Origin of the sequence: Cellulomonas soli (assembly GCF_013409305.1) — a bacterium.
In the GTDB taxonomy this organism is placed as follows: Bacteria; Actinomycetota; Actinomycetes; order Actinomycetales; family Cellulomonadaceae; genus Cellulomonas; species Cellulomonas soli.
On sequence record NZ_JACBZJ010000001.1, the window covers coordinates 617,815 to 641,824 of the forward strand.

18 protein-coding genes and 1 riboswitch are annotated in these 24,010 nt (G+C 71.4%); of the genes, 6 read left to right on the forward strand and 12 right to left on the reverse strand.

The features are described 5' to 3' along the window. Positions 1-6: 6 nt before the first annotated feature. Positions 7-636, reverse strand: coding sequence for an ArsR family transcriptional regulator (locus BKA22_RS02725; protein ID WP_146951342.1), 630 nt, complete (start codon positions 634-636; stop codon positions 7-9). A 9-nt stretch (positions 637-645) separates the two neighbouring features. Here BKA22_RS02725 and BKA22_RS02730 point away from each other — a divergent pair, with 9 nt between their 5' ends. From BKA22_RS02730 to BKA22_RS02740, 3 genes are all read left to right on the forward strand, one after another. Next, entirely contained in the window at positions 646-1,947 is a 1,302-nt protein-coding gene (locus tag BKA22_RS02730; RefSeq protein ID WP_146951343.1) for an MFS transporter, read from the forward strand. Positions 1,948-2,063: 116 nt separating this feature from the next. Next, entirely contained in the window at positions 2,064-3,572 is a 1,509-nt protein-coding gene (locus tag BKA22_RS02735; RefSeq protein WP_146951344.1) for a purine-cytosine permease family protein, read from the forward strand. Continuing rightward, complete coding sequence (locus BKA22_RS02740) at positions 3,569-4,237, forward strand: cysteine hydrolase family protein (RefSeq protein ID WP_223203395.1); 669 nt, start codon at positions 3,569-3,571, stop codon at positions 4,235-4,237. Before BKA22_RS02735 ends, BKA22_RS02740 begins: the two co-directional genes overlap by 4 nt. 46 nt (positions 4,238-4,283) lie before the next feature. On the opposite strand, the gene BKA22_RS02745 is transcribed toward BKA22_RS02740, so the two are convergent. Then, positions 4,284-5,096 carry an exodeoxyribonuclease III gene (locus tag BKA22_RS02745; RefSeq protein WP_223203396.1) on the reverse strand — a complete coding sequence of 271 codons (813 nt, stop codon included), beginning with the start codon at positions 5,094-5,096 and terminating at the stop codon, positions 4,284-4,286. A gap of 124 nt (positions 5,097-5,220) precedes the next feature. Here BKA22_RS02745 and BKA22_RS02750 point away from each other — a divergent pair, with 124 nt between their 5' ends. Next, positions 5,221-5,523, forward strand: a complete 303-nt coding sequence (locus BKA22_RS02750) for a hypothetical protein (RefSeq protein ID WP_146951346.1) — start codon at positions 5,221-5,223, stop codon at positions 5,521-5,523. A gap of 35 nt (positions 5,524-5,558) precedes the next feature. On the opposite strand, the gene BKA22_RS02755 is transcribed toward BKA22_RS02750, so the two are convergent. Next, complete coding sequence (locus BKA22_RS02755; protein ID WP_146951347.1) at positions 5,559-6,044, reverse strand: VOC family protein; 486 nt, start codon at positions 6,042-6,044, stop codon at positions 5,559-5,561. 148 nt (positions 6,045-6,192) lie between these two features. On the opposite strand from BKA22_RS02755, the gene BKA22_RS02760 reads away from it, so the two are divergent. Further along, a complete protein-coding gene (locus BKA22_RS02760) occupies positions 6,193-7,398 on the forward strand; it encodes a hypothetical protein (protein ID WP_146951348.1) in 1,206 nt (401 codons plus the stop codon). An 88-nt stretch (positions 7,399-7,486) separates the two neighbouring features. Here BKA22_RS02760 and BKA22_RS02765 read toward each other — a convergent pair whose 3' ends face one another. The 3 genes from BKA22_RS02765 to BKA22_RS02775 all read right to left on the reverse strand — a co-directional run bounded on the left by BKA22_RS02765 (position 7,487) and on the right by BKA22_RS02775 (position 10,382). Then, positions 7,487-8,368, reverse strand: coding sequence for a bifunctional methylenetetrahydrofolate dehydrogenase/methenyltetrahydrofolate cyclohydrolase (locus BKA22_RS02765; RefSeq protein WP_146951349.1), 882 nt, complete (start codon positions 8,366-8,368; stop codon positions 7,487-7,489). Positions 8,369-8,382: 14 nt separating this feature from the next. Then, complete coding sequence (glyA, locus tag BKA22_RS02770) at positions 8,383-9,672, reverse strand: serine hydroxymethyltransferase (RefSeq protein WP_146951350.1); 1,290 nt, start codon at positions 9,670-9,672, stop codon at positions 8,383-8,385. Between the two features lie 74 nt (positions 9,673-9,746). Beyond that, positions 9,747-9,835, reverse strand: a riboswitch (ZMP/ZTP riboswitch). Between the two features lie 58 nt (positions 9,836-9,893). Continuing rightward, the gene (locus tag BKA22_RS02775) at positions 9,894-10,382 is read right to left on the reverse strand and encodes a GNAT family N-acetyltransferase (protein ID WP_146951351.1); all 489 of its coding nucleotides are present in this window, start codon (positions 10,380-10,382) and stop codon (positions 9,894-9,896) included. Between the two features lie 48 nt (positions 10,383-10,430). Between BKA22_RS02775 and purU the strand changes: the two genes are divergently transcribed. After that, on the forward strand, positions 10,431-11,294 hold the full coding sequence (purU, locus tag BKA22_RS02780) for a formyltetrahydrofolate deformylase (protein ID WP_146951352.1): 864 nt from the start codon (positions 10,431-10,433) through the stop codon (positions 11,292-11,294). 78 nt (positions 11,295-11,372) lie between these two features. Here the strand turns inward: purU and BKA22_RS02785 are convergent, their stop codons facing one another. The 6 genes from BKA22_RS02785 to pulA all read right to left on the reverse strand — a co-directional run bounded on the left by BKA22_RS02785 (position 11,373) and on the right by pulA (position 23,912). Then, the gene (locus BKA22_RS02785; protein ID WP_223203397.1) at positions 11,373-12,158 is read right to left on the reverse strand and encodes an ATP-binding cassette domain-containing protein; all 786 of its coding nucleotides are present in this window, start codon (positions 12,156-12,158) and stop codon (positions 11,373-11,375) included. A gap of 115 nt (positions 12,159-12,273) precedes the next feature. After that, positions 12,274-13,482: an ROK family transcriptional regulator gene (locus BKA22_RS02790; RefSeq protein WP_146951354.1), complete on the reverse strand. Its 1,209-nt coding sequence runs from the start codon at positions 13,480-13,482 to the stop codon at positions 12,274-12,276. Positions 13,483-13,651: 169 nt separating this feature from the next. After that, the gene (gene mmsB / locus BKA22_RS02795) at positions 13,652-14,833 is read right to left on the reverse strand and encodes a multiple monosaccharide ABC transporter permease (RefSeq protein WP_146951355.1); all 1,182 of its coding nucleotides are present in this window, start codon (positions 14,831-14,833) and stop codon (positions 13,652-13,654) included. Further along, positions 14,830-16,368, reverse strand: coding sequence for a multiple monosaccharide ABC transporter ATP-binding protein (gene mmsA / locus BKA22_RS02800; protein ID WP_146951356.1), 1,539 nt, complete (start codon positions 16,366-16,368; stop codon positions 14,830-14,832). Before mmsA ends, mmsB begins: the two co-directional genes overlap by 4 nt. Positions 16,369-16,484: 116 nt before the next feature. Next, complete coding sequence (gene chvE, locus BKA22_RS02805) at positions 16,485-17,627, reverse strand: multiple monosaccharide ABC transporter substrate-binding protein (RefSeq protein ID WP_371863645.1); 1,143 nt, start codon at positions 17,625-17,627, stop codon at positions 16,485-16,487. A gap of 468 nt (positions 17,628-18,095) precedes the next feature. Next, on the reverse strand, positions 18,096-23,912 hold the full coding sequence (pulA, locus tag BKA22_RS02810; protein ID WP_146951358.1) for a pullulanase-type alpha-1,6-glucosidase: 5,817 nt from the start codon (positions 23,910-23,912) through the stop codon (positions 18,096-18,098). Between the last annotated feature and the right edge of the window lie 98 nt (positions 23,913-24,010).

Consider the following 24,010-nt stretch of genomic DNA (forward strand, 5'->3'; position numbering starts at 1 on the left):
CCGCGGTCAGCCGGCCTGCGGGCGCCGCGAGACGTCCTCGTGCACGGCCAGGAAGACCGAGTACGGCGTGCCGTCCGGGTCGGGCGCCCGGGCGGCGAAGTCCTGGAGCACGGCATGCAGGCGTCCGCGCAGCTCGTCGAGCCCCGCGTCGTCGAGCCGCAGCCCGAGGCGGGTCGCGTCGACGCCGTCGGGCTCGACGAGGGCGACCTCCTCGAGGAACGTGTCGATGAGGATGCGGGACTTGCCCGGGAACGACGGCGACGTCCACGAGCGGCCGGTCGCCCGGTAGGGCACCTCGCGGGACCCGCGGGCGCCCCGGCGGACGGGTTCGGCGCGCAGGAACCCGCGTTCGACGAGCGTGCGGACGTGGTGCAGGACCGTGGCGGGGTTCTTCTCGAGCCGGACGGCGATCTCCCGGTTGGTCAGCGGTTCGTCGAGGCACAGCCGCAGGATCCGCAGCCGGAGCGTCGAGGCGAGCGCCCGGGCGTCGGCGTCCCGCTCGGCCTCGCTGCTGGTCTCGCTGCTGGTCTCGCTGCTGGCCTCGCTGCTGGTCTCGCTGCCGGGCTCGTGCAGGGCGTCGGGTTCCACCCGGCGAGCCTCGCATATTGATTGACATTCCTCAATCAGTCGCGTCATCCTGCCCGCATGACCTCGTCCGCCACCGCTGCCCCGCGGCGCTCCCTGGTCCGCCACCCCGACTTCCGACGGCTGTGGACCGGCGACGCGCTCGGCCAGCTCGGCGCGCAGCTCAGCTCCCTCGCCCTGCCGATCCTGGCCGTGCAGCAGCTCGCCGCGACCGCCTGGCAGATGGGCGTGCTCAACGCCGCCGAGAGCGCCGCCTTCCTGGTCATCGGCCTGCCCGCGGGCGCGTGGGTCGACCGCATGCGCAAGCGTCGGGTGCTCATCACGGCGGACGTCGTGCGTGCGGCCGTGCTGGCGGGTGTCGTCGTCGCCGCCTGGACCGGGCACGCCTCCATGCCGCTGCTCTACGGCGCCGGCGTCGCGATCAGCGTGGCCACCGTGTTCTTCGACGTCGCCCACCAGTCCTACGTGCCCGGTCTCGTCGGCCTCGAGCACGTCGTCGAGGGCAACGCCAAGCTGCAGGCCACGCAGTCCGTCGCGATGGTCGCCGCCCCCGCGTTCGGCGGCTGGCTGCTGCGGTTCGTCTCGGCGGCCTCGCTCGTCGGCGTCAACGTGGTCACCTACGTCGTGTCCGCCGTCGCGGTGTCCCGGATCCGGCACCGTGAGGAGCCGCCCGACCCCGCCGACCGGCGCCCGCTGCGGACCGAGATCGCCGAGGGCCTCCGGTTCGTCCTCCAGCAGCCGCTGCTGCGCCGGATCGTCGCGTGCACCGCGACCTCCAACCTGTTCAACTCGGTCGGCTCGGCGGTCGTGGTGATCTACGCGCTGCGTACCGTCGGGCTCGACGAGGCCGCCTTCGGCACCGTCCTGTCGGCGTCCGCGATCGGCGGGCTCGTCGGGGCGCTCGTCGCAGACCGGGCCGCACGGCTCGTCGGCGAGGGCCGCATCATCCCGGTCTCCGCCCTGCTCAGCGCACCCGCGTACGCACTGACCCCGCTCGCTCTCGTGCTGCCGCTGCCCCCGCAGGTGCTCCTCGTCATCGGGGGCGTGGCCTTCAGCTTCTCGGTCGTCGTCTACAACGTCGCGCAGGTGAGCTACCGGCAACGGCTGTGCCCGCCCGCGCTGCTCGGCCGGATGAACGCCTCGGTCCGGTTCCTCGTCTGGGGCACGATGCCGATCGGCGGGCTGCTCGGCGGGTGGCTCGGCACCGCGCTCGGGCCCGTGCCCACGCTGTGGGTCGCGACGGTCGGCATGGGGTTGGGTGCGCTGCCCGTGCTCCTGTCCCCGCTCGTGCGGATGCGCGAGCTGCCGGTCGACACGGCCGGCACCGAGGTCGAGGCCCCCTCGACGCAGCCCCTGCCCTGATCCGTTGACCTGCGTTCTCGCCCCGGCCTAGGGTCGAGCGCACCGTCCGGGAGCCGCGAGGCGAACCCGGGACGCAGCCGCTCGGCGCACGCACGCATCGTGATCGGGAGGGGCCCATGACCGCACCAGCGTCCGGACCGTCGGCCGGAGCCGAGCCCGGCGGGTTGCGGATCGAGACGCACGGCATCGACGTGATCGGCGACGCGGACCGCAAGGGCGCCCCCCGCGACCTGTTCTGGCCGTGGTTCGCCGCCAACGTGTCGGTCCTGGGCATCAGCTACGGCGCCTGGGTGCTCGGCTTCGGTATCTCGTTCGCGCAGGCGAGCGTCGTCGTCGTCCTCGGCATCGTGTTCTCGTTCCTGCTGTGCGGGGTGGTCGCGCTCGCCGGCAAGCGCGGGTCGGCCCCCACGATGACGCTCTCGCGCGCCGCGCTCGGTGTGCGGGGCAACCGTGCCGCATCGGTGCTCTCCTGGCTGCTCACCGTCGGCTGGGAGACCGTGCTGACGACCCTGGCGACGTTGGCCACCGCGACCGTCCTCGGTCGGCTCGGCTGGGGCGGGGGCACGACGACGAAGGTCGTCGCCCTGGTCGTCGTCGCGGCGCTCATCATCGCCGGCGGCGTGATCGGCTTCGACCTCATCATGCGCATGCAGACGGTGATCACCGTGGTCACCGGCGTGCTCACGCTCGGCTACATCCTGCTCACGCTCGACCACATCGACCTCGACGCCGTGACCGCGCTGCCCGCCGGCTCCGCACCGGCGTTCCTCGGAGCCCTGGTGTTCACCATGACGGGGTTCGGTCTCGGCTGGGTCAACATGGCGGCGGACTACTCGCGGTACCTGCCGCGGCACACGTCCGGCGCGGGCGTCGTGGCCTGGACGACCGTCGGTGCCTCGGTCGCCCCGCTCGTCCTGGTCGTCTTCGGCCTGCTGCTCGCCGGGTCTGACGCCGACCTGTCGGCCGCGATCTCGGCCGACCCGATCGGCGCGCTCACCACGATCCTGCCGACCTGGTTCCTCGTGCCGTTCGCGATCGTGGCGGTGCTCGGCCTGGTCGGCGGCGCGGTGCTCGACATCTACTCCTCGGGGCTCGCGCTCGTCTCGACCGGCCTGCCCATCACCCGACCGGTGGCCGCCGGGATCGACGGGGCGATCATGACGCTCGGCACCGTCTTCCTCGTGTTCATCTCCGACGACGCGTTCTTCTTCACGTTCCAGGGCTTCCTCATCACGCTCGGCGTCCCGGTCGCGGCCTGGGCGGGGATCATGATCGCCGACATCGTGCTGCGTCACGCCGACTACGACGAGGGCGACCTGTTCCGTCCCGAGGGGCGTTACGGCGACGTACCGGCCGTCCCGCTGGTGATCCTGCTGCTCAGCACGGTGATCGGCTGGGGCCTGGTGACCAACACCTCCGCCTCGTGGCTGCAGTGGCAGGGATACCTGCTCGAGGCCGTCGGCCTCGGAGGGCGCGACGGCTCGTGGGCGTTCGCCAACCTGGGCGTGCTGGTCGCCCTCGCCCTGGCGTTCCTGGCCACGCTCGTGCTGCGCCGTGGAGCCGTCCGCCGGCAGGAGGGGCTACCCGCCTCGCACGTCGAGCTCGTCGTGACGGACCTGCCGTGAGCGCGCGGACGGTGCTGGCCGTCATCGACATGCAGAACGTCTTCGGCGACCCCGACAGCCCGTGGTGCGCGCCACGGTTCGACGAGATCGTCGAACCCGTCCGCCGGCTCACCCGGGCGTTCGCCGACCGGACCGTCTACACCCGGTTCCTGTCCCCTGCAGTCCCGACAGGTGCTTGGCGGGCGTACTACGCCGACTGGCCGTTCGCCCTGCAGCCCCCCGAGGCTGAGCTGTGGGGTGTGGTCCCCTCGCTCGCGGCCGACGCCGCTGCCGTGGCCGGGACGGACCGCGCCGGCGGCACGATCGACGCCCCCACGTTCGGCAAGTGGGGGCCCGAGCTCGCCCGCCTGGTCGGACCGGGTGGGCGGCTGCTGCTCGCCGGGGTGAGCACGGACTGCTGCGTGCTGTCGACCGCGCTGGCTGCCGCCGATGCCGGTGCGGAGGTCGTCGTGGTCGCCGACGCGTGCGCCGGGGCCGACGACACGTCGCACGCGAGAGCACTCGACGTCATGCGCCTGTACGCCCCGCTCGTCAGCGTGGCGGCCACGGAGGACGTCCTGACGCTCGCGCAGGCGCAGCGCGACGCCCGCGCCGAGCTCGCCTCGACCACGTCTCCCGCACCCCGGGCCCTCCCCCGGGTGAACGGCCTCCCGCCGACCCCGTGACCCCGCGCGGGGCGCGGCGCGAGCGCTCGAGGGGTTCGTCAGCGGATCAGAGGTCGTACTCGACGACCAGCGGTGCATGGTCGGAGAACCGCGCGTCGTAGGTGGCCGCCCGGTCCACCGTCGCCGACACCGCCGCCTCCGCCAGGTCGCCCGTGGCGAGCTGGTAGTCGATGCGCCAGCCCGAGTCGTTGTCGAACGCCTGGCCGCGCCACGACCACCACGTGAACGGCCCGGGGCCCTCACCGCCGAGCTCGCGCCCGAGATCGTGCCAGCCGAGGTCGTCGAACCAGCGGTCGAGGTAGGCACGCTCCTGCGGGAGGAAGCCGGCCGCCTTGAGGTTGCCCTTCCAGTTCTTGATGTCGACCTCGCGGTGCGCGATGTTGACGTCGCCCGCGACCACGGCGTACCCGCCCGCCTCGGCGATCTCCCCGAGGCGTGAGGTGACGGCGTCCAGGAACGCGTACTTCTCGTCCATCGAAGGCGTCCCGACGGTCCCGGAGTGGATGTAGGCCGAGACCACCGTGACGGTGCGCGCCGGCGCGCCCTCGTGCGCGGGCAGCTCGAGGTCGGCCTCGACCCAACGCCCGCTGTCCCCCGTGACCCCCGTGCCGAGGCCGATGCGGACCGCCGTCATCGGGAAGCGTGAGGCGATCGCCACGCCGGCCCGCCCCTTGGTCTGGCTGGCCTCGTGCGCGAGGTGCCACCCGTCGGACGAGAGGTGGTCCGCCAGGATCTCGTCGGTGGCCCGCACCTCCTGCAGCAGCACGACGTCGGGGCGTCGCGCGTCGAGCCACCCCTGCATACCTCGGCGGAACGCGGCACGGATGCCGTTGACGTTGACGGTCGCGATGATCACCACGGCGACCATCCAACCCCACGCCACCGACAGCCCGCGGCGCGCCTCCCGAGGCCCGCAGCCCGCGGCTGCCACCGTACGTCCACCGGCCGCGGGCGCCGGGCGACGTGCAGCCGAGGAGTGCGCCATGACCGAGTCGGACGGCCGCGAGGACGAGTACCCGGTGGCGGCGGGCGCGCTGGACCAGCGGTTCATCGGCCTGCCGTTCGGCATCAGCCGCGGCTCCACCACGATCTACGGCACGCTGGCCGGGGTGCGGCTGCAGCCCGAGGAGGTCGTCCTGTGGATCGACGGCATCCCCGGTGCGGACGCGACGCTGCGGCTCTCGCCCGATGACCTGCTCTACTTCTCCCGCTCCACCTGGACGGCCCGGGTGCAGAGCCTGCTCGAGGAGATCGCCAGGCTCGGCCACCCGGTCGCGGGGGCCTGAGAGGGGATCGACCGACCCGCGCGTTCCCGGCGGTGTCACAGGCCGTCGTAGGCCGCCTGCAGGGCCGCGATGTCGAGCTTGGTCATGGGCATCATCGCGGCCATCGCGCGTGCACTGCCCTCCGGGTCGCCGCCCGTCCCGAACAGGAGCCGGTCGAGCGCCACGGGCACGACCTGCCAGGACAGCCCGAACCTGTCCTTGAGCCAGCCGCACCGGGACGGTTCCCCGCCGCCCGCGAGCAGCGCGTCCCAGTAGTGGTCGACCTCGGCCTGGTCCTGGCAGTCGATCACGAACGAGAACGCCTCGTCGAGCTGGAACGTCGGCCCGCCGTTCATCAGCGTGACGTGCTGCCCGTCGAGCACCGCCTCGACGACGAAGGCCTGACCTTCCGGCACTCCCGGGACCCCGGCGGGCGCCCGCACGACGTTCGTGACCTCGGAGCGCGGGAGCACCGAGACGTAGAAGTCGGCCGCCTGCTCGGCCTGGTCGTCGAACCACAGGTGGGGACGCACGATGCCCATGACGACTCCTCGGGGGCGATGGAGACACGGCTGCGGGGACAGGGCCACCCTCGCTGACGCGCCGCCCGACCGCACGTCGGCGCGCGAGCGACCGCCCCGCCACGCCGCGACTGGCCCCGGACCACGCGCGGTCGCCATGCTGTGGTCCGTGATCCGCCTCCTCCTGGCCGCGTCCGTCGGTGCCCTGGGTGCCTCCGTCGCTCTGGCATTGCTGGGCTTCGACCAGGTGCCGACCGAGACGGCCGTCGCCGTCACGGGCAGTGCCACGGCACTGTTCTTCGCGCTCGTCGTGATGGTGGGTGCGCTGGCGCCGTCCGCGCAGACGTCGCGGGTCCTGCGCGACCTCGACGCGGCCGACCGAGAGGACCGCATCGCGCTCGCGCAGGTCCTGTTCATCCGCGAGACCGGTACCGAGATCAACGACCGGCCGTTGTGCGAGCTCCGCCTGCTGGTCGCCCCCCGGGACCGGGACCCGTACACGACCGCGGCCCGCACCGTGGTCGGCGTGCTCGAGGCCGCACGGCTGCTGCCCGGCTCCGTGCAGGTCGTGGTCCGGGCGAACGCCGCCCGGCCCGAGGTCGTGCTCGTTCCCGACCCCCCGGAGCCCTGGGCGCTCCAGGCCCGCAGCGACACGCGCGTGCGTTCGATGACCTCCGCCCCCGAGTGGGTCGAGCCACCGCCGCGGGGGCGCACCCGCGCGGGGCTCGTGCGCATCCCGGCGGTGCTGTTCGTGGTGGCGGCCCTCCTCGGCGCGGGCGCGCGCGCCTGGCCGGAGCGCGTCCAGCTGCAGGCGTGGGCCGCCGGTGAGCCGCGGGCCGAGCTGGTCGGCGAGCGCGCCTCCGACGAGTACCTGACGGTGTTCGAGCCGGGCGCCGCGCGCACGGTCGCGGACGACCTGGTCGCGGCGGCCGGCGTCTCGCAGCTCACCTCGCTGTCGTTCTACGGCACCTACGCGGCCGCGGACGCGCTCACCTCGCCGGGGGCGACCACCACCGACAGCTTCTGGTGGTCGGACGGCGTGGCCGAACGGCGGGGCCCGACGTTGATCCAGCCGACCGCCGAGGGTCTGCCCGCCGCGCTGTTCGACGTCTCCACGCTGGACCTCACGCCCGTCCAGCTGCTCGTCGACCAGACCCCTGCACTGACGGGCATCGACCTGGCCGCGGCCGACGTCATGGTGCTCGTGCGCCGGGCCACCAACGCGGCCGTGACGACGCCCACGGAGTTCGCGGTCTCGGTCGACGGCGACTACCACGACGCGTGGATCACGGCCGATGCGACGGGCGCCGTGGTGGCGATGGAGGGCGGGGCACCGGGCTCCCCCGCGGCACTCGCCGCGCAGGCGAACGGCTGAACCGTGCCGAAGGGCTCAACCGGCTGAGCCCCGCCCCGGTGCGCGCAGGCGACCGGGACGGGGCTCGGGGCCCGTCGATGTGGGGGCTTCAGCCGAGCCGGCGTTCAGCCATCTCCACGACGTTCTGCAGCAGCATCGCCCGGGTCATCGGACCGACCCCGCCGGGGTTGGGTGACACCCACGCGGCGATCTCCTGCACCCCCGGGTCGACGTCCCCGACGACGCGCGAGCGACCCGTCTCCGGGTCCTCGAGCCGGGACACCCCGACGTCCACGACGACGGCCCCCGGCTTGACGATGTCCGCCGTGATCACGGACGGCACGCCTGCCGCCGCGATGACGACGTCGGCGTTGCGGGTGTGCTCGGCGAGGTCCTCCGTGCCCGTGTGGGTGAGGGTGACCGTCGCGTTGACCTCGCGGCGGGTGAGCAGCAGACCGATGGTCCGGCCCACCGTGACCCCGCGCCCGACGACGACGACATCCGCGCCGTGCAGGTCGATCCCGTGCCGGCTGAGCAGCTCGACGATGCCTCGCGGCGTGCACGGCAGCGGGGTGTCGACGGGCTCGTTGACCCGCAGCACGAGCCGGCCGAGGTTCGTCGGGTGCAGCCCGTCCGCGTCCTTGGCCGGGTCGATCAGCTCGAGCACCCGGTGCGTGTCGATGCCCTTGGGTAACGGCAGCTGGACGATGAACCCGGTGCACTGCGGGTCGTCGTTCAGCCGGCGGACGGCGTCCTCGATCTGCTCCTGCGTGGCATCGGCGGGCAGGTCCTCGCGGATCGAGGCGATGCCCACCTCCGCGCAGTCCTTGTGCTTGCCGGTGACGTACCACTGCGAGCCGGGGTCCTCCCCGACGAGCAGCGTGGCGAGGCCCGGCCGGACGCCGCGCGTGGCGAGCGCGGCGACCCGGTCGGTGAGCTCGGCCTTGATGACGGCGGCGGTGGCCTTGCCGTCCAGCACCTGGGCGGTCATGGTCGCTCCCCCGCTCAGTACTGCTGCAGGCCCTGGTACAGCGGGAACCCGTCGGTCAGCTTGACCACGCGCGCCCGCAGCGCCTCGACGTCGGTGGCCGCACCCTGCGTCAGGGCGGTGGCGATGATGTCGGCGACCTCGGTGAACTCCGCGTCGCCGAAGCCACGCGTGGCCAGGGCGGGCGTGCCGATGCGCAGGCCGGAGGTGACGCGCGGGGGGCGCGGGTCGAACGGCACGGCGTTGCGGTTCACGGTGATGCCCACGGCGTGCAGGAGGTCCTCGGCCTGCTGGCCGTCCAGGTCGGAGTGCCGCAGGTCGACGAGCACCAGGTGCACGTCGGTGCCGCCGGTCAGCACGGAGACGCCGGCCTTGGCGACCTCGGGCGCCATGAGGCGCTCGGCGATGATCCGCGCGCCGTCGAGCGTGCGCTGCTGGCGGTCCTTGAACTCCTGCGTGCCGGCGATCTTGAACGCGACGGCCTTGGCAGCGATCACGTGCATGAGCGGGCCGCCCTGCTGGCCCGGGAACACCGCGGAGTCGATCTTCTTGGCGAACTCCTGCTTGGACAGGATGAAGCCCGAGCGGGGGCCGCCGATGGTCTTGTGCACCGTGGAGGACACGACGTCGGCGTGCGGCACCGGGGAGGGGTGCAGCCCCGCGGCCACCAGGCCGGCGAAGTGCGCCATGTCGACCCACAGCTTCGCGCCGACCTCGTCGGCGATCTCACGGAACGCGGCGAAGTCGATCTCGCGCGGGTACGCCGACCAGCCGCCGATGATGACATCCGGGCGGTGCTCGAGCGCGGCCTTGCGCACGGCCTCGGGCTCGATGAGGAACGTGTCGGGGTTCACCCCGTACGCGGCGACGTCGTAGAGCTTGCCGGAGAAGTTGATCTTCATGCCGTGCGTGAGGTGGCCGCCGTGCGCCAGCTCGAGGCCGAGGATCTTGGAGCCGGCGTTGATGAGGGCGTGCAGCACGGCCGCGTTGGCGGTGGCGCCCGAGTGCGGCTGGACGTTGGCGTGCTCGGCGCCGAACAGCGCCTTGGCCCGGTCGATCGCGATGGTCTCGGCGACGTCGACCTGCTCGCAGCCGCCGTAGTAGCGACGGCCCGGGTAGCCCTCGGCGTACTTGTTCGTCAGCACGGAACCCTGCGCCTGCAGGACGGCGCGGGGCACGAAGTTCTCGGACGCGATCATCTCGAGCGTGCCCTGCTGGCGGGCGAGCTCACCGTCGAGGACGGCGGCGATCTCCGGGTCGAGCACGGAGATGTTCTGGTCGAGCAGGGGGATCTGGTCGGCGCTCATCGGCACTCCCTGTAGCAGTCAGCGTGCTTGGCGACGGCACACGTGCACCGGCACCTCACACTCGGTGTGTGGCGACCGGGGGCCCAGGCGTCCGACCCGTGGTCCTGCTGCTGCGTCGCTCCCCGGTGGTGACCCACCCGATGCGCCAGTCGCGACCGGGTCAGCCTAGCAACCCCGACCGGGCACCGTCGGACGTGTCCGGCGCCGCCCGAACGGGCGGGTCAGGCCGCGCCGTCGCCCAGCAGCTTGCGCAGGTAGGCGTACGTGAGATCGCCCGCGGTCTTGTCGTGCTGGTGCTCGTAGCCGTGCTTGGTGTACATCGCCAGGTTCTGCAGCGAGTCACGGCCGGTGAAGACCCAGACCTCCTCGATGCCGTCCGGCAGGTACGGCACGATCGCGCTGAGCAGCTCGGTCCCGAACCCCTGGCCCTGCAGGTCGGGTGCCACGGCGAACCGGCCGAGCGTGGCCTTGGCCCCCTCGACGAGCACCCGGATCGACCCCACCAGGCGCGAGCCCATCCACCCACCGAGCGTGATCACGCCGTCGGCCCCGAGGTCGGCCTTGAGCTCGTCGAACGTCTGGGTCAGCGGGGGGATGTGCGGGTCGTCGTACTGCTGGGCCTCCGTGACGAAGGCCGCGCGGCGCAGCGTGAACAGCTCCCCGGCCTCCTCGATGGTGACCGGGCGGATGTCGAGAGCAGGCGCCGTCATGCGGCCATCGTCTCAGCCGTTCGTGTGCGAGCACTACTCTCGGGACTCGTGTCCCACACCTCGGATTTCCCGACCCACTGGGTGCTCACGCTGTCCTGCCCGGACCGTCCCGGCATCGTGCACGCCGTCGCCGGCCTGCTGGCCGAGCACGGGGGCAACATCACCGAGTCGCAGCAGTTCGGCGACCCGGACTCGGGGCTCTTCTTCATGCGCGTGCAGGTCACCAGCACCGCCACGCGCACCGACCTGGTGACCGCGATCGAGGCGCTCGCCCCGCGGTTCGACCTGCGCTGGCACCTCGACGTCGCCGGTCGGCCGGTCCGCACGCTGGTCATGGTGTCGACCGCGGCGCACTGCCTCAACGACTTGGCGTTCCGCCAGCGGTCCGAGGGCCTGCCGATCGACCTCGTGGCGGCGGTCTCGAACCACACCGTGCTCGAGCCGATGGCCGACTTCTACGGCGTGCCGTTCCATCACGTGCCGGTCACCAAGGACACCAAGGCGCAGGCCGAGGCCCGCCTGCTGGCCCTGGTCGAGGAGCTCGACGTCGAGCTCGTCGTCCTCGCCCGCTACATGCAGATCCTCTCGGACGACCTGTGCCGGCGGCTCGAGGGCAAGGTCATCAACATCCACCACTCGTTCCTGCCCTCGTTCAAGGGCGCCCGGCCCTACGCCCAGGCGCACGCGCGCGGCGTGAAGCTCATCGGTGCGACCGCGCACTACGTGACCGGCGACCTCGACGAGGGGCCGATCATCGAGCAGGACGTCGAGCGGGTCGACCACTCGCGTGCCGTCGAGGACCTGGTCGCGCTCGGTCAGGACGTCGAGCGCCGTGCCCTGGCCCGCGCGGTGCGCTGGCACGCCGAGCACCGCGTGCTGCTCGACGGCCGCCGCACCATCGTCTTCCGCTGAGCCAAGCGCCCAGCGCCGAAGTCCCCGCGCCTCGCCCGGAAGGCGTCAGCGACGCCAGGCTCGAGCGTGGCGAGGGCGTCAGGACGACAGCGGGAGCCGCACGTCCTGGGTCGCCGCCTGGCTGGTGGCTCCCGTGATCGCGCCGAGGATCTCCTCGTAGCTGGCGGTAGCCGCGTCGAAGGACCCGTTGTTGCGCCCGTGCCGCAGCACCTCGATGCGGTCGGAGACGGCACGCACGTCGTTCATGTTGTGGCTGATCAGGATCACGCCGAGGCCCAGGTCACGCAGGCGCTCGATGTGCGTGAGCACCTCGGCGGTCTGGACGACGGACAGCGACGCGGTCGGCTCGTCGAGCACGACCAGACGGGGGCTGCCGATCAGGGTGCGCGCGATCGCGACGGACTGCCGCTGCCCCGCGCTCAGCGTGTTCAGCGGCGTGCGCACCGACGGGATCCGGCTCGTCAGGTCGTGCAGGATGCGCCTCGCGGTCTGCTCCATGCGTCCGCCGTCGAGCAGGCCGCTGTGCGTGAGCTCGCGACCCAGGAAGAGGTTCGCCGTCACGTCGAGGTTGTCGCAGAGGGCCAGGTCCTGGAACACCGTCGCGATGCGCAGGGTGTGCGCGGCGGACGGCGACGGGATCGTGACGGGCTCGCCGTCGACCTCGATGAGGCCGGAGTCAGGGGTCAGCACCCCCGACACGATCTTCGCCAGCGTCGACTTGCCCGCGGCGTTGTCGCCGACCAGTGCGACCACCTCGTGCGCGTGCACCTCGAAGTCGACCCCGACGAGGGCCTCCACGGCGTTGAACCGCTTGCTGATCTGCCGCAGCGCCAGCAGCGGTACCCGTGCGTCCACCTTGTTCACCTGCTCTCCATCGCGCAGTCGACTCCCATCATGATCCCCCGCCGAGTCGGTGACCCGTGCCGTACCCGCCGTCGCCGCGTCGTCGCGTCGCCCGTCGGGGCCCCTCATCTCTCGTTCACCCGCCGGCACCGGAGGCCAGCGCCGGGCCGTCGTGGTCCTCGACGAGCTCGTCGCGGGTCACGTCGACGTCCGTCGACTGCAGCACCAGGCCGAGCGCACCCATGACCTCGGCGGCTGACCCGAGCTCGGCGGGCACGACCTCGAGCGGGGCGATCTGGTTGAGCAGCACCCGTCGCCGGATCGCGTCCCGCATGGGGGCCAGCAGCACCTCGCCGGTCTCGGCGAGCTCGCCGCCGACGACGATGCACTGCGGGTTGACCGCCATGGCCAGGGCGGAGACGACGGCACCGATCGACGAGCCCGCGTCCTGGATGACCTGGGCGCAGCCCGGGTCGCCCGCGTTGGCGCGCTGCACCACGTCGCGCAGGGTCAGGTTGCCGTGGCTGGCCCGCAGCGGTTCGACGAGGGCCCGCGCCCCCACGACCGTGTCCAGGCAGCCGCGGCTGCCGCACCGGCAGATGTCCCCCTGCGGGTCGACCGGCACGTGCCCGATCTCCCCGGCGGTGCCGGCGAAGCCCCGGTGCACGTTGCCGTTGATGACGATGCCGGCACCGGTGCCGTAGGACGCCCGGACGTACACGCTGTCGCGGTACTCCCGTGCGGCGCCGACCGCGCTCTCGGCCAGCGCCCCCAGGTTCGCGTCGTTGTCGACGTAGACCGGGCGGGCCAGCCGCTTGGCCATCACGTGCGCGATGTGGACCTCGTCCCAGCCGCGCATGAGCCCGCGCACGGACAGCATGCCGGTGCCCTCGTCGACGGGGGCGGGCACGCCGATGCCGATGCCCACGACCTCGTCGATCGACGACCCGACCCGTTCGAGCAGCTCGATGACCAGCAGCGCCGCCCGGTCGAGCGTGGTGTCCGAGCGGTGGTCGGTCGGCAGCGGGAGCGTCTGGTCGGCGACGACCTCGTGCGTGAAGTCCCCGAGCACGACACGCAGGTGCCGGTGCCCGACCTGGATGCCGACCGCCAGCCCGACCCGGCGGGCCAACGTGACCAGCTGAGCGCGCCGACCGCTGCGGGTCGTCACCTGGATGTCGACGAACCCGCCGCCGAGCAGCTCCTTGACGATCGTCGACACGGTCGCCGCCGACAGGCCCGTCGCGGCCGCCAGCTCCACCTGGGTCAGACCGCCGTGCCGCTTGACCGTCTCGACGATCAGCGCCCGGTTCGCCTCGCGCAGCGAGGACTGCGAGCCCGACATGGACACCCGTCCTCTCACGGCCGCGAGCCTACCGGCGTCGCCTGGGTCGTCCGGACGCACCCTGCACGGGAGCGCGATCGGGGCACCACGCAGGTGTCCCGGATGTGCAGAACCCCGGGTCAGGGAGAGGCGGGGGGACCCGCTCTCCCCGACCCGGGGTCCTCGGTGATCAGCGAGCGGCGCCTGCGCGGCGCTTGTTGAAGATGTCGAAGGCGACGGCCAGCAGGAGGACGAGGCCCTTGACGATCTGCTGCACGGACTGGTCGACACCCATGAGCGACATGCCGTTGGACATGACGGCCATGATCAGACCACCGACCATGGCGCCGGTCACGCGACCGACACCACCCGTGGTCGACGCGCCACCGATGAAGCAGGCGGCGATGGCGTCGAGCTCGAACATGTTGCCCGCGGCCGGCTGCGCACCGTTGGAGCGCGAGGAGTACACGATGCCGGCGATGGCAGACAGCAGGCCCATGTTGACGAAGATCCAGAAGTTGACCTTCTTGACCTTCACACCGGACAGCTGAGCGGCGGAGAGGTTGCCACCGATGGCGTACACGTGACGACCGAAGACGGTCTTCGTGGTGACGACCGTGTAGGTCATGATCAGCACGCCGAGGATGATCAGCACGATCGGCAGACCACGGCTGTTGGCCAGCTGCCAGGCGAACGCCATGACCACGGCGGCGACGAGCACGAGCCGGAGGATGAACAGCGGGAACGACTCGACGGACTGCTTGTAGCGCAGCCGGCCCTGACGGGTCCGGAACTGGCTGACGCCGTAGGCGACGGCCCCGAGCGCGAACACGACGAGCGTGAACACGTCGTACCCGTTACCACCGAAGAACCCGTTGAGGAACCCGCCGGCGATCTTCTGGTAGGCGGCCGGGAACGGCGACAGCGAGATGTTGTCGAGGACCTGCAGCGTCAGGCCACGGAACAGGAGCATGCCGGCCAGGGTCACGATGAACGCCGGGATCCCGACGAACGCGACCCAGAAGCCCTGCCACGCACCGACCAGCAGACCCACGGCCAGGGCGGCCAGGACGCCTGCCCACCAGGGTCCGCCGTTCTGGATCACGACGATCGCGGAGGTCGCCCCGGTCAGCGCCACGACGGACCCGACCGAGAGGTCGATGTGCCCGGCGATGATGACGATCACCATGCCCGTGGCGAGGATCAGGATGTAGGAGTACTGCAGGACGACGTTCGTCAGGTTGTCCGGCGAGAGCAGCAGACCGTCCGTGAGGACCGCGAACAGGCCGATGATGGCCACGAACGCGATGTAGATCCCACTCTGGCGCAGGTTCCTCGTGAAGACGTCCTTCAGTGCTGCGAGAGCAGTCATCGGACCTGGTCCCTTTCCTTCGTCATGAGCTGCATCAGGTTCTCCTGTGTAGCCTCCGCGCGCGGGAGCTGGCCGGTGATGCGGCCGAACGCGAGCGTGTAGATGCGGTCGCAGATGCCCAGCAGCTCGGGCAGCTCGGAGGAGATCACGAGCACCCCCTTGCCTGCGTCAGCGAGCTTGTTGATGATCGTGTAGATCTCGTACTTGGCACCGACGTCGATGCCGCGTGTCGGCTCGTCGAGGATGAGCACCTCGGGATCGGTGTAGATCCACTTGCTCAGCACGACCTTCTGCTGGTTGCCGCCGGAGAGCTTGCCCGTGAGCGCCATCACCGTGGGGCTCTTGATGTTCATGCTCTGCCGGTACTCCTCGGCGACCTTGATCTCCTCGTTGCCGTTGACGAATCCGCCGGTGGAGATCTTGCTGAGGCTGGCTGCCGAGATGTTCGTGCGGATGTCCTCGATGAGGTTGAGGCCGTACCGCTTGCGGTCCTCGCTCACGTAGGCGATGCCGTGGCCGATGGCCTCGGACACCGACTTGGTGCTGACCTCCTTGCCGTGCACGAAGACCTTGCCGGAGGCGTGGCTCCCGTAGCTGCGTCCGAACACGCTCATCGCGAGCTCGGTGCGCCCGGCGCCCATGAGGCCGGCGATCCCGACGACCTCGCCCGCGCGGACGGTGAGGCTCGCGCCGTCGACGACGACGCGGTCGGGCTGCGTGGGGTGGCGGACGGTCCAGTCCTCGACCCGGAAGACCTCCGGGCCGACCTTCGACTCGTGCGGCGGGTAGCGGTGCTGCAGGTCGCGACCGACCATGCCCTTGATGATCCGCTCCTGCGTGACGTTGTCGCGCTTCATGTCGAGCGTCTCGATGGACAGCCCGTCACGGATGATCGTGGTGGAGTCGGCGATCTCGGCGATCTCGTTGAGCTTGTGGGAGATCATGATCGAGGTGATGCCCTGACCCTGCAGGTGCCGCAGCAGGTCGAGCAGGTGCGCCGAGTCGTCGTCGTTGAGGGCGGCGGTCGGCTCGTCGAGGATGAGCAGCTTGACCTGCTTGGAGAGCGCCTTGGCGATCTCGACGAGCTGCTGCTTGCCGACGCCGAGCTGCATGACCGGGGTGACCGGCAGCTCGTCCAGGCCGACCCGCGCGAGCAGCGCAGCGGCCTCGGAGTTGGCCTTGTTCCAGTCGATGAGGCCGCGGCTGACCCGCTCGTTGCCGAGGAAGATGTTCTCCGCCACCGACAGGTACGGGACCAGGGCGAGCTCCTGGTGGATGATGACGATGCCCTTGGCCTCGGAGTCGTTGATCGACCCGAACTGGACCTCCTCCCCGTCGAAGAGGATCTTCCCCTCGTAGGTGCCGTGCGGGTACACACCCGAGAGCACCTTCATCAGGGTCGACTTCCCGGCGCCGTTCTCCCCGCAGATCGCGTGGATCTCACCACGCGCGACCGAGAGGGAGACGTCCTGGAGGGCCTTCACGCCGGGAAAGGTCTTGGTGATGGACTGCATCTCGAGAATGGGGCTCGCCATGCGACCTCAACCGTCCTTCTTTGTCGTGGACATCGTCGATGTCCTGCACACCCGGGGGGACCGGCCGACGTCGGGTGACGCCGGCCGGTCTCCGGGTCGTGCGTGATGTGCCTGGATCAGGCCTGGCCGCTGGCGACCTGCTCCTCGGTCCAGTAGCCCGAGTCGATCAGGAGCGACTGGATGTTGTCCGCGTAGACGATGTCGGACGTCAGCAGGTAGGACGGGACGACCTTGACGCCGTTGTCGTACGACTCGGTGTCGTTCGCCTCGGGCTCCTCACCTGCGAGGAACGAGGACGCGGCGACGACCGACTGCTCGGCGAGCTTGCGGGTGTCCTTGAAGATCGTCGAGAACTGCACGCCGTCGTTGATGAGCTTGACGGAGGCGATCTCGGCGTCCTGGCCGGTGACGACCGGCAGACCGGCGTCCAGGCCCGGGCCGTAGCCGGCGTTCTGCAGGGCGGTGATGATGCCGCGCGAGATGCCGTCGTACGGCGAGAGGACGGCGTTGACCTTGCTGCCGTCGTTGTACGTGGAGGTCAGCAGGTCCTCCATGCGCTTCTGCGCCGTCTCCTGCAGCCAGCGCAGCGTCGCGACCTGCTCGATCTCCGTCTGACCCGACTTGACGACGAGCGTGCCGTTGTCGATGTACGGCTGCAGCGTGTCCATCGCGCCCTTGAAGAAGAAGTGCGCGTTGTTGTCGTCCAGCGAGCCGGCGAACAGCTCGACGTTGAACGGGCCGGTCGCCGTGCCGTCGGAGCCGTCGGCGTTCTTGATGCCGAGACCCACGAGCAGCGAGGTGGCCTGCTGGACACCCACGTTGTAGTTGTCGAACGTGACGTAGAAGTCGACGTTCTCCGTGTCGCGGATGAGGCGGTCGTAGGCGATGACCGGGATGCCGGCGTCGGCGGCGGCCTGGAGCTGGTTGGCCAGCGCGGTGCCGTCGATCGAGGCGACGATCAGCAGGTCGGCGCCCTTCGTGATCATCTGGTCGATCTGCTGCTGCTGCGTCGGGATGTCGTCGGCCGCGTACTGCAGGTCGACCTGGTAGCCGGCCTTCTCGAGGCCTTCCTTGACGGCCTTGCCGTCGGCGATCCACCGCTCCGAGGTCTCCGTGGGCATCGCCACGCCGACGAGCGTGTCCCCGGCGTCGCCCGAGCCGCTGCCGGTCGTCTCGTCGCTCCCGGCGCCACCGCCCGAGCATGCGGCGAGGCCGAAGGCGACAATCATGCCCATCGCCGCGAAACTGATCCGTCGCATCATGTGCTCCTTCTCGTCGTTGAGAGGTCCTGGCGGACCCACACCCTGCGCGGGTTCGGTGTCACGCTGAGCTGCTGTGCTCGCGGATCCGGTTCCCGACTGCGCACCGGAGGCGACGGGCGTCGTCGCCCCGGAGCAGTAACCCCTACTTTCTTGGGTTCGGTTCTCGAAGTCAAGCCGGGTTGGACTCCCCCGGATTGCGAAATCATCACGGTTCGATCACGCCGACGAGGGCCGATCTGGACGGGAGCGCTCCCAAACGGCGTGACTTCGGTCACGAATGTCGGCGCCGACGCGCACCGAGGCCATGACTGGCTTCGTTGCGCGAACCCAAGGGCTCCGGACCGAGGAGACGGGGACCCGCCGGTCAGGGCGCGCCCCTTCCCCCTCGCACCACCGTGACGCACGTCGACGCCGGCGGGTCGGGGAGTCCCGACCTACCGGCGTCGACGTGCGTCCCGACGCGACTCAGCGGCGCGGCGCGTCCTTCTCGACGAGCACCGCCACCGTGCGCGCCGGCACCGTCACCGTGCCCGTGGACGAGCTCCACGTCGTCGCGCGCACCACCGGGTCGCTGCCGTGCGCCTGCACCGACGAGAGCTGGTACCGGTGCCCGGCCAGCGAGCCGACCACCTGCGTCGTCGCCTCGTCCGAGGCGTTGACCACGACGAGCACGCCGTCCAGCGACCGGTCGAGGTCACGGCGCATCCGCCACGTCGAGGAGTCCCAGCCGTCACGGTCGTCGATGTGCATGACGACCACGCCCGGGGTGGCGTCCGGGCCCGAACCCGGGAACGTCACACGCTGCTCGATCAGGTCCGCCGAGCCCAGGTGGAACAGCGGCGTCGAGGCACGCAGACGCAGCAGGTCCTGCGCCTGCGCCGTGGCCGCCGCGATGTCCGACGGTGTCGGCACCAGGGCCGGGTCGGCCAGCAACGGCTGCTGGTAGACCCACTTCGCCTGGTTGTCCGCCGCCTGCGGCAGCCCACGCCCGAACGTGGACTCCTGGCCCGACCAGTCGATCGCGTTGAACCAGTCCCCCGAGTCGTAGCTGTTGCGGTCCAGCGACTTGCTGCGCAGCAGGTCCGCCCCGGCGTGCCAGAACGACGGCGTCTGCGCCAGCGCGGTCGTCGCCAACGACACGGTGTTCATGCGCACCCGGTCGGCCATCGACGTGCCCGTCGGCAGCTTGAGGGTGAGCGAGTCGAACAGCGTCTCGTTGTCGTGCGCGTCGACGTAGGTGACGACCTCCTCCGGGGAGTCGGCGTAACCGGCCGGCTGCCCGTTGTAGTCCAGCTCGGACCCCGACTGCTCGGTGCCCGCGCTGGTCAGGAAGGTGAAGTCGCGCAGGTTCCCCGCCAGCCCGAGCCGGACCAGGTCGCCGGCGTGCTGCACGCGCGCCAGCTGGTCCGCCTCGGTCCCGTTGACGCCGGCCCCGTTCGGGTCGGTGAACGCCCCCGAGCCGAAGCCCTGGATCCGCGGGTCCTCGTCGAACGGGCCACCGCCGCGCACCGCGTCACGCAGCCGGTCGGAGAACGTGCCGATGCCCGTCCCGCCGAGCTGACCCTGCGTGGCCTGCGTGAACAGGGCGTTGTCGGCCACCTCGCCGAAGTTCCAGCCCTCGCCGTACAGGTACACCTTCGAGCCGTCGACGCCGTCCTTGCGGACGGTCAGGGCGTCGAGCCCGTCACGCACGGCCTGCATGGTCTCGACCGAGTGGTGACCCATGAGGTCGAAGCGGAAGCCGTCGACCTTGTAGTCCTTCGCCCACGTGACGACCGAGTCGACCATGAGCTTCTGGGCCAGGAGGTGCTCGGTGGCCACGTTCTGGCAGCACGAGGACGTCTCGACGGCGCCGGTCGCGTTCAGCCGGTGGTAGTAGCCCGGGACGATCCGGTCCAGCACCGACAGGTCGCTCTGTCCCGAGGCCGCCGTGTGGTTGAACACCTGGTCGAGCACGACCTGCAGGCCGTCGGCGTGCAGCGCCCCGACCATCGTGCGGAACTCGGCGACGCGCGCGCCGCCCACCGCGTCGACCGCGTACGAGCCCTCGGGCGTCGTCCAGTGCAACGGGTCGTAGCCCCAGTTGTAGCCGTCCTGCGCGGCGACGGCCGCGACGCAGGCCTGCTGCTCCGGGGAGTCCGGGGCGAACGAGGCCAGGTCGCAGTCCGGCACCTGCTGGGCGGTGCGGTCCTCCGGGATGGAGGCGATGTCGAACGTCGGCAGCAGGTGCACGGTGGTCAGGCCGGCGTCGGCCAGGTCGCGCAGGTGCTGGCGACCCTCGCTCCACCGCACGGCGAACGCCGAGTAGGTGCCGCGACGGAACGCCGGCACGGTCTCGTCCGAGATCGAGAAGTCCCGCACGTGCAGCTCGTAGATCGTCTGTTCGACCGGGTCGACCACCGGCTGCTTCGCCCGCTCCCACCCGCTCGGCCGGAAGGCCTTGTCGGCCAGGTCCACGAGCACCGAGTGCGTCGAGTCGAGCGTGAGGGCGACCGAGTACGGGTCGGTGACCCGGTTGACCTCGACCGCACCCGTGGTCGGCGCGAAGACCGTGACCTCCCACAGGTAGGCGGCGCCCTTCCACGCCTTGGTCCCGAGAGCCGTCCAGGAGCCGTCGTCCTGGCGGGTCGCCACGACCCGCTGCGGGTCACCGGACGTGTCGATCGTGCCGTTCGTGGTCGGCCACACGAGCAGGTCGACGTGCTGCGCGGTCGGTGCCCACAGCGCGAGCGACGGGACGCCCTTGCGCCACGACGCCCCGAGGGCGCGGTCCGCTGCGGCGTCGGCGTAGAGGTCGTCGAGCACCCCCGGCACCTGGATGCCGGTGGCGGCCGACAGGGTGCCGTCGGCTGCGGCCTGCGTGACGAGCAGCTGGCCCGTGAGCAGCTCACGCACTGTCGCGTCGTCGAGCCCGGTGGTCAGGGCGACCGACCCGGCCAGCGCGGGGAACCGCTCGAGCTGGTCCTCGCTCAGCCCCGCGGGGTCGAGCGTGAGGGTCACCGGGTCACCGTCGGCACCGGTGACCGTGCCGTCGGTGACGGCGAGCGCGCCGGTGGCCGAGGACCACAGCTGCCAGGTGAGCGAGGCCGGGTCCACGCCGGTCGGCACGAACGCGGCCGGCCAGGCGATCGTCGCGGCGTCGACCCAGTGCGCGGCCTGCTGCCCGGTGCCCGCCAGCGGCGGGTCGGTCACGTCGATCGTCAGGACGTGCGTGGCCAGCACGTAGGAGAACGTCACGGGCTTGCCACCGGGTGCGGAGAAGACGATGTTCGCCCCGCCCGCCGCGCCACCGGCGCCGTAGTTCTCCGCCCACGACAGGTTGTGCGCGACCTTGACCTCGTACGTGCCCGCAGGCAGGTCGTCGGCCGTGAACGTGGCCACGCCGTCGCCGTCCGGGTCGAGCAGGACGGTGGCCAGGCAGGCCGGGTCCCAGTCGCCCGCGCAGCCGAGCTCGCTGTTCGCCGAGCCGGGCAGGGTCAGCAGCGGACCCTGCGCCGAGGAGGTGAAGGCGTGCGTGCGGCGGTCGTAGACGAACGTGACCTGCTGCGGGGCGTCGCCGGTGACCGTGTACGTGACGTTGGGGCCACCGGGCACACCGCCCGCGCCGTAGTTCACGTCCCAGGTGCCGTTGATCGCGATCTTGTACTCGTAGGTGCCCGGCGGGATCGTGAACGTACCGGAGTAGACGTCGCCGGTCAGCGTGCTCAGCCGTGCGGACTCGCATGCGGGCTGCCAGTCGCCCGCGCAGCCCATGGCGGCGTTGTGGCTGCCCGGCACGGAGACGACCACGTCGCCCGGGTCGGTGTCGGGGACCACGCCGTCGACGGCCACGCCGACGCTGGCGTAGGTGGACGCGGCGCTGCGGTGACCGGCGGCGTCGACCGTGACGGCCCGGTACTCCACGAGGGTGCCCGCAGCCAGGCCGGAGACGTCGTGGAACACGCGCGGGCTGGTCGTCTCGGCGGTGCCGAGCGGCGTCCACGCGTCGGTTCCGACCGTCCGGTAGGCGAACGAGGTCTGGCTCCACACGTCGTCGGCGACGTCGGCGGAGACCGCCGCGAGACCCGACAGCGCGGCGCCCGCGGTGGGGACGGTCACGGCGACCGGGCCGGCCGCGGCGGGGGCGGCGACCTGGGCGTCGGCCCGCAGGACGATCGCGGTCAGCGCGGGCACGGTCAGGCTCACCGTGCCGTCGGCGGCGGCCGTCACCGAGGAGGCCGTGCCCAGCAGGGGCGTGAAGGTCGCGCCCGGGGTCAGGGTGTCGATCGTCACCGTCGCCGGCGTCGTGCCGTTGTTGAGCGCGACGAGGTGCTCGACCCGTTCGGTCCGGTCGACACGGCTGAACGCGTACACCGCGCCCTCGGCGTAGCGCTCGATCTGGGCACCCGTGCGCAGCGCGGGAGTCTGCTCGCGCAGCGCGGCCAGCGCGGCGATGTGCTGGTAGAGCGCACCGTCCGTGCCGTAGCGGTCGACCGACCCGGCGGTGGTGCCGTCGAGAAGCGCCTGGCTCGTGTACTCGGGGACCTGGCTGGCGAACAGCGACTGCCGGGCGTCCTTGTCCTTGCCGCCCAGCGAACCGTTGCCGACGAAGCCCTGCTCGTCGCCGTAGTAGACGACCGGCTGGCCGCGCGTGAGGTACATCAGCGAGTGCGCCAGCTCCGAGCGGGCCTGCGCGTCCGGCGAGTCCTTGACGACGTAACCGATGCGCCCCATGTCGTGGTTGCCGAGGAAGGTCGGCAGCGCCTGCGCGTTCGTGGTCGGCGTCGTGTACATGTCGTCGCTCGCGAACAGCTGCGCGAGCCCGTCGGCCGAGAAGCCCTTGGCGTACGAGGCGGCGGCGGACTGGAACGTGAAGTCGAGGACCGCGTTCATGTCGGTGGAGCGCAGGTACGGGGACAGCTTGGCGGCGTCGGCGTCGTAGACCTCGCCGAACAGGAAGAAGTCGGGCTTGCCGTGGTCGTGCGCGTAGTCGAGCACCTGGGTGGTGAACTGCTGCCAGAACTCGAGGTTGACGTGCTTGACGGTGTCGATGCGGAACCCGTCGATGCCGAGGTCGACCCACTGGTCGTAGACCTGCACGAACCCGTTGACGACCGTGGGGTGCTCGGTCATGAGGTCGTCGAGCCCGTCGAAGTCGCCGTAGGTGACCGACTCCCCCGTCCAGGTCGAGTTGCCGCGGTTGTGGTAGAGCGTGGGGTCGTTGAGCCAGGCGGGGACCTTGACGTCCGCCTCCGCCGGGTCGATCACCGGCGTGTACGGGAAGGACGTCGCGGGGTCGAGCGCGGGGAACGTGCCCGTGCCGGCGTAGGTGGCCGGGTCGAACGCCGTGCCGTCGGCGGCCCGGTACGGGCTGGTCGCCTGGTCCACGTAGCCGTACTGGCCCTCGGCGTAGTCGATGACGTCGGCCGTGTGGTTGGTGATGATGTCGAAGTAGACCTTGATGCCGCGGTCGTGCGCCTCGGCGATGAGCGCCGACAGCTCGGCGTTGGTGCCCAGGTGCGGGTCGATGCGCGTGAAGTCCGTGATCCAGTACCCGTGGTAGCCGGCGGAGGCGTTCGCGCCGGTGCCCTGCACGGGCTTGTTGGCGAACGACGGCGTCAGCCAGATCGCCGTGGTGCCCAGCCCGTCGATGTAGTCGAGCTGCTCGCGCAGGCCGGCGATGTCGCCGCCCTCGTAGAAGCCCTTGTCGGTGGGGTCGAAGCCGGTCGTCATCCGGTCGCCGGTGAGGCCGCCGGTGTCGTTGGAGGTGTCGCCGTTGGCGAACCGGTCGGTCATGACGAAGTAGAACTGCTCGCCCGCACCGGCGTCGCGCACGGGGTCGGCCACGACCGCGGCGTCCGCGTCGGTGTAGTCGCCGGCGAGGTCGAGCGGGGTGAGCGCGATGCGGTGCGTGGTGTCGTCGTAGGTGACGCGCACGGTGCTGGTCCCGGCGAGGACGAGCGGGACGTTGTCGCTGCCGCCGTCCTTGCCGTAGGCCTCGTCCCAGGTGTCGTTCAGCGCGACCTTGTACTGGAAGGTGCCGGCGGGGAGCTCGAACTGCGCGGCGTAGCGGCCCTCGATCCCGGTGGGGGCCAGCTCGGTGGCAGCGCAGTCGGGCTGCCAGTCGCCGGGGCAGCCGAGCTCGCTCTGCAGGTCGCCGACGAGGGCGACCGTGCGGTCCGCGGCAACCGCCGCGGTGGGGGCCAGGAGCGCGACCGCACCGCTGAGCGCGAGGGCGGTCGCCGTCGCCGCGGCGACGAGTGCTCGGAGACGGGCAGGGGTACGTGGACGGACGCCGACCATCGGGACTCCTTCGTCGCCGCACGCCTTCGTGCGGTCGGTGGACAGGCTGTGTCCCGACTGTATGGAGTTGCAGCAACGTTCAGCAAGCGTTTCGGGCA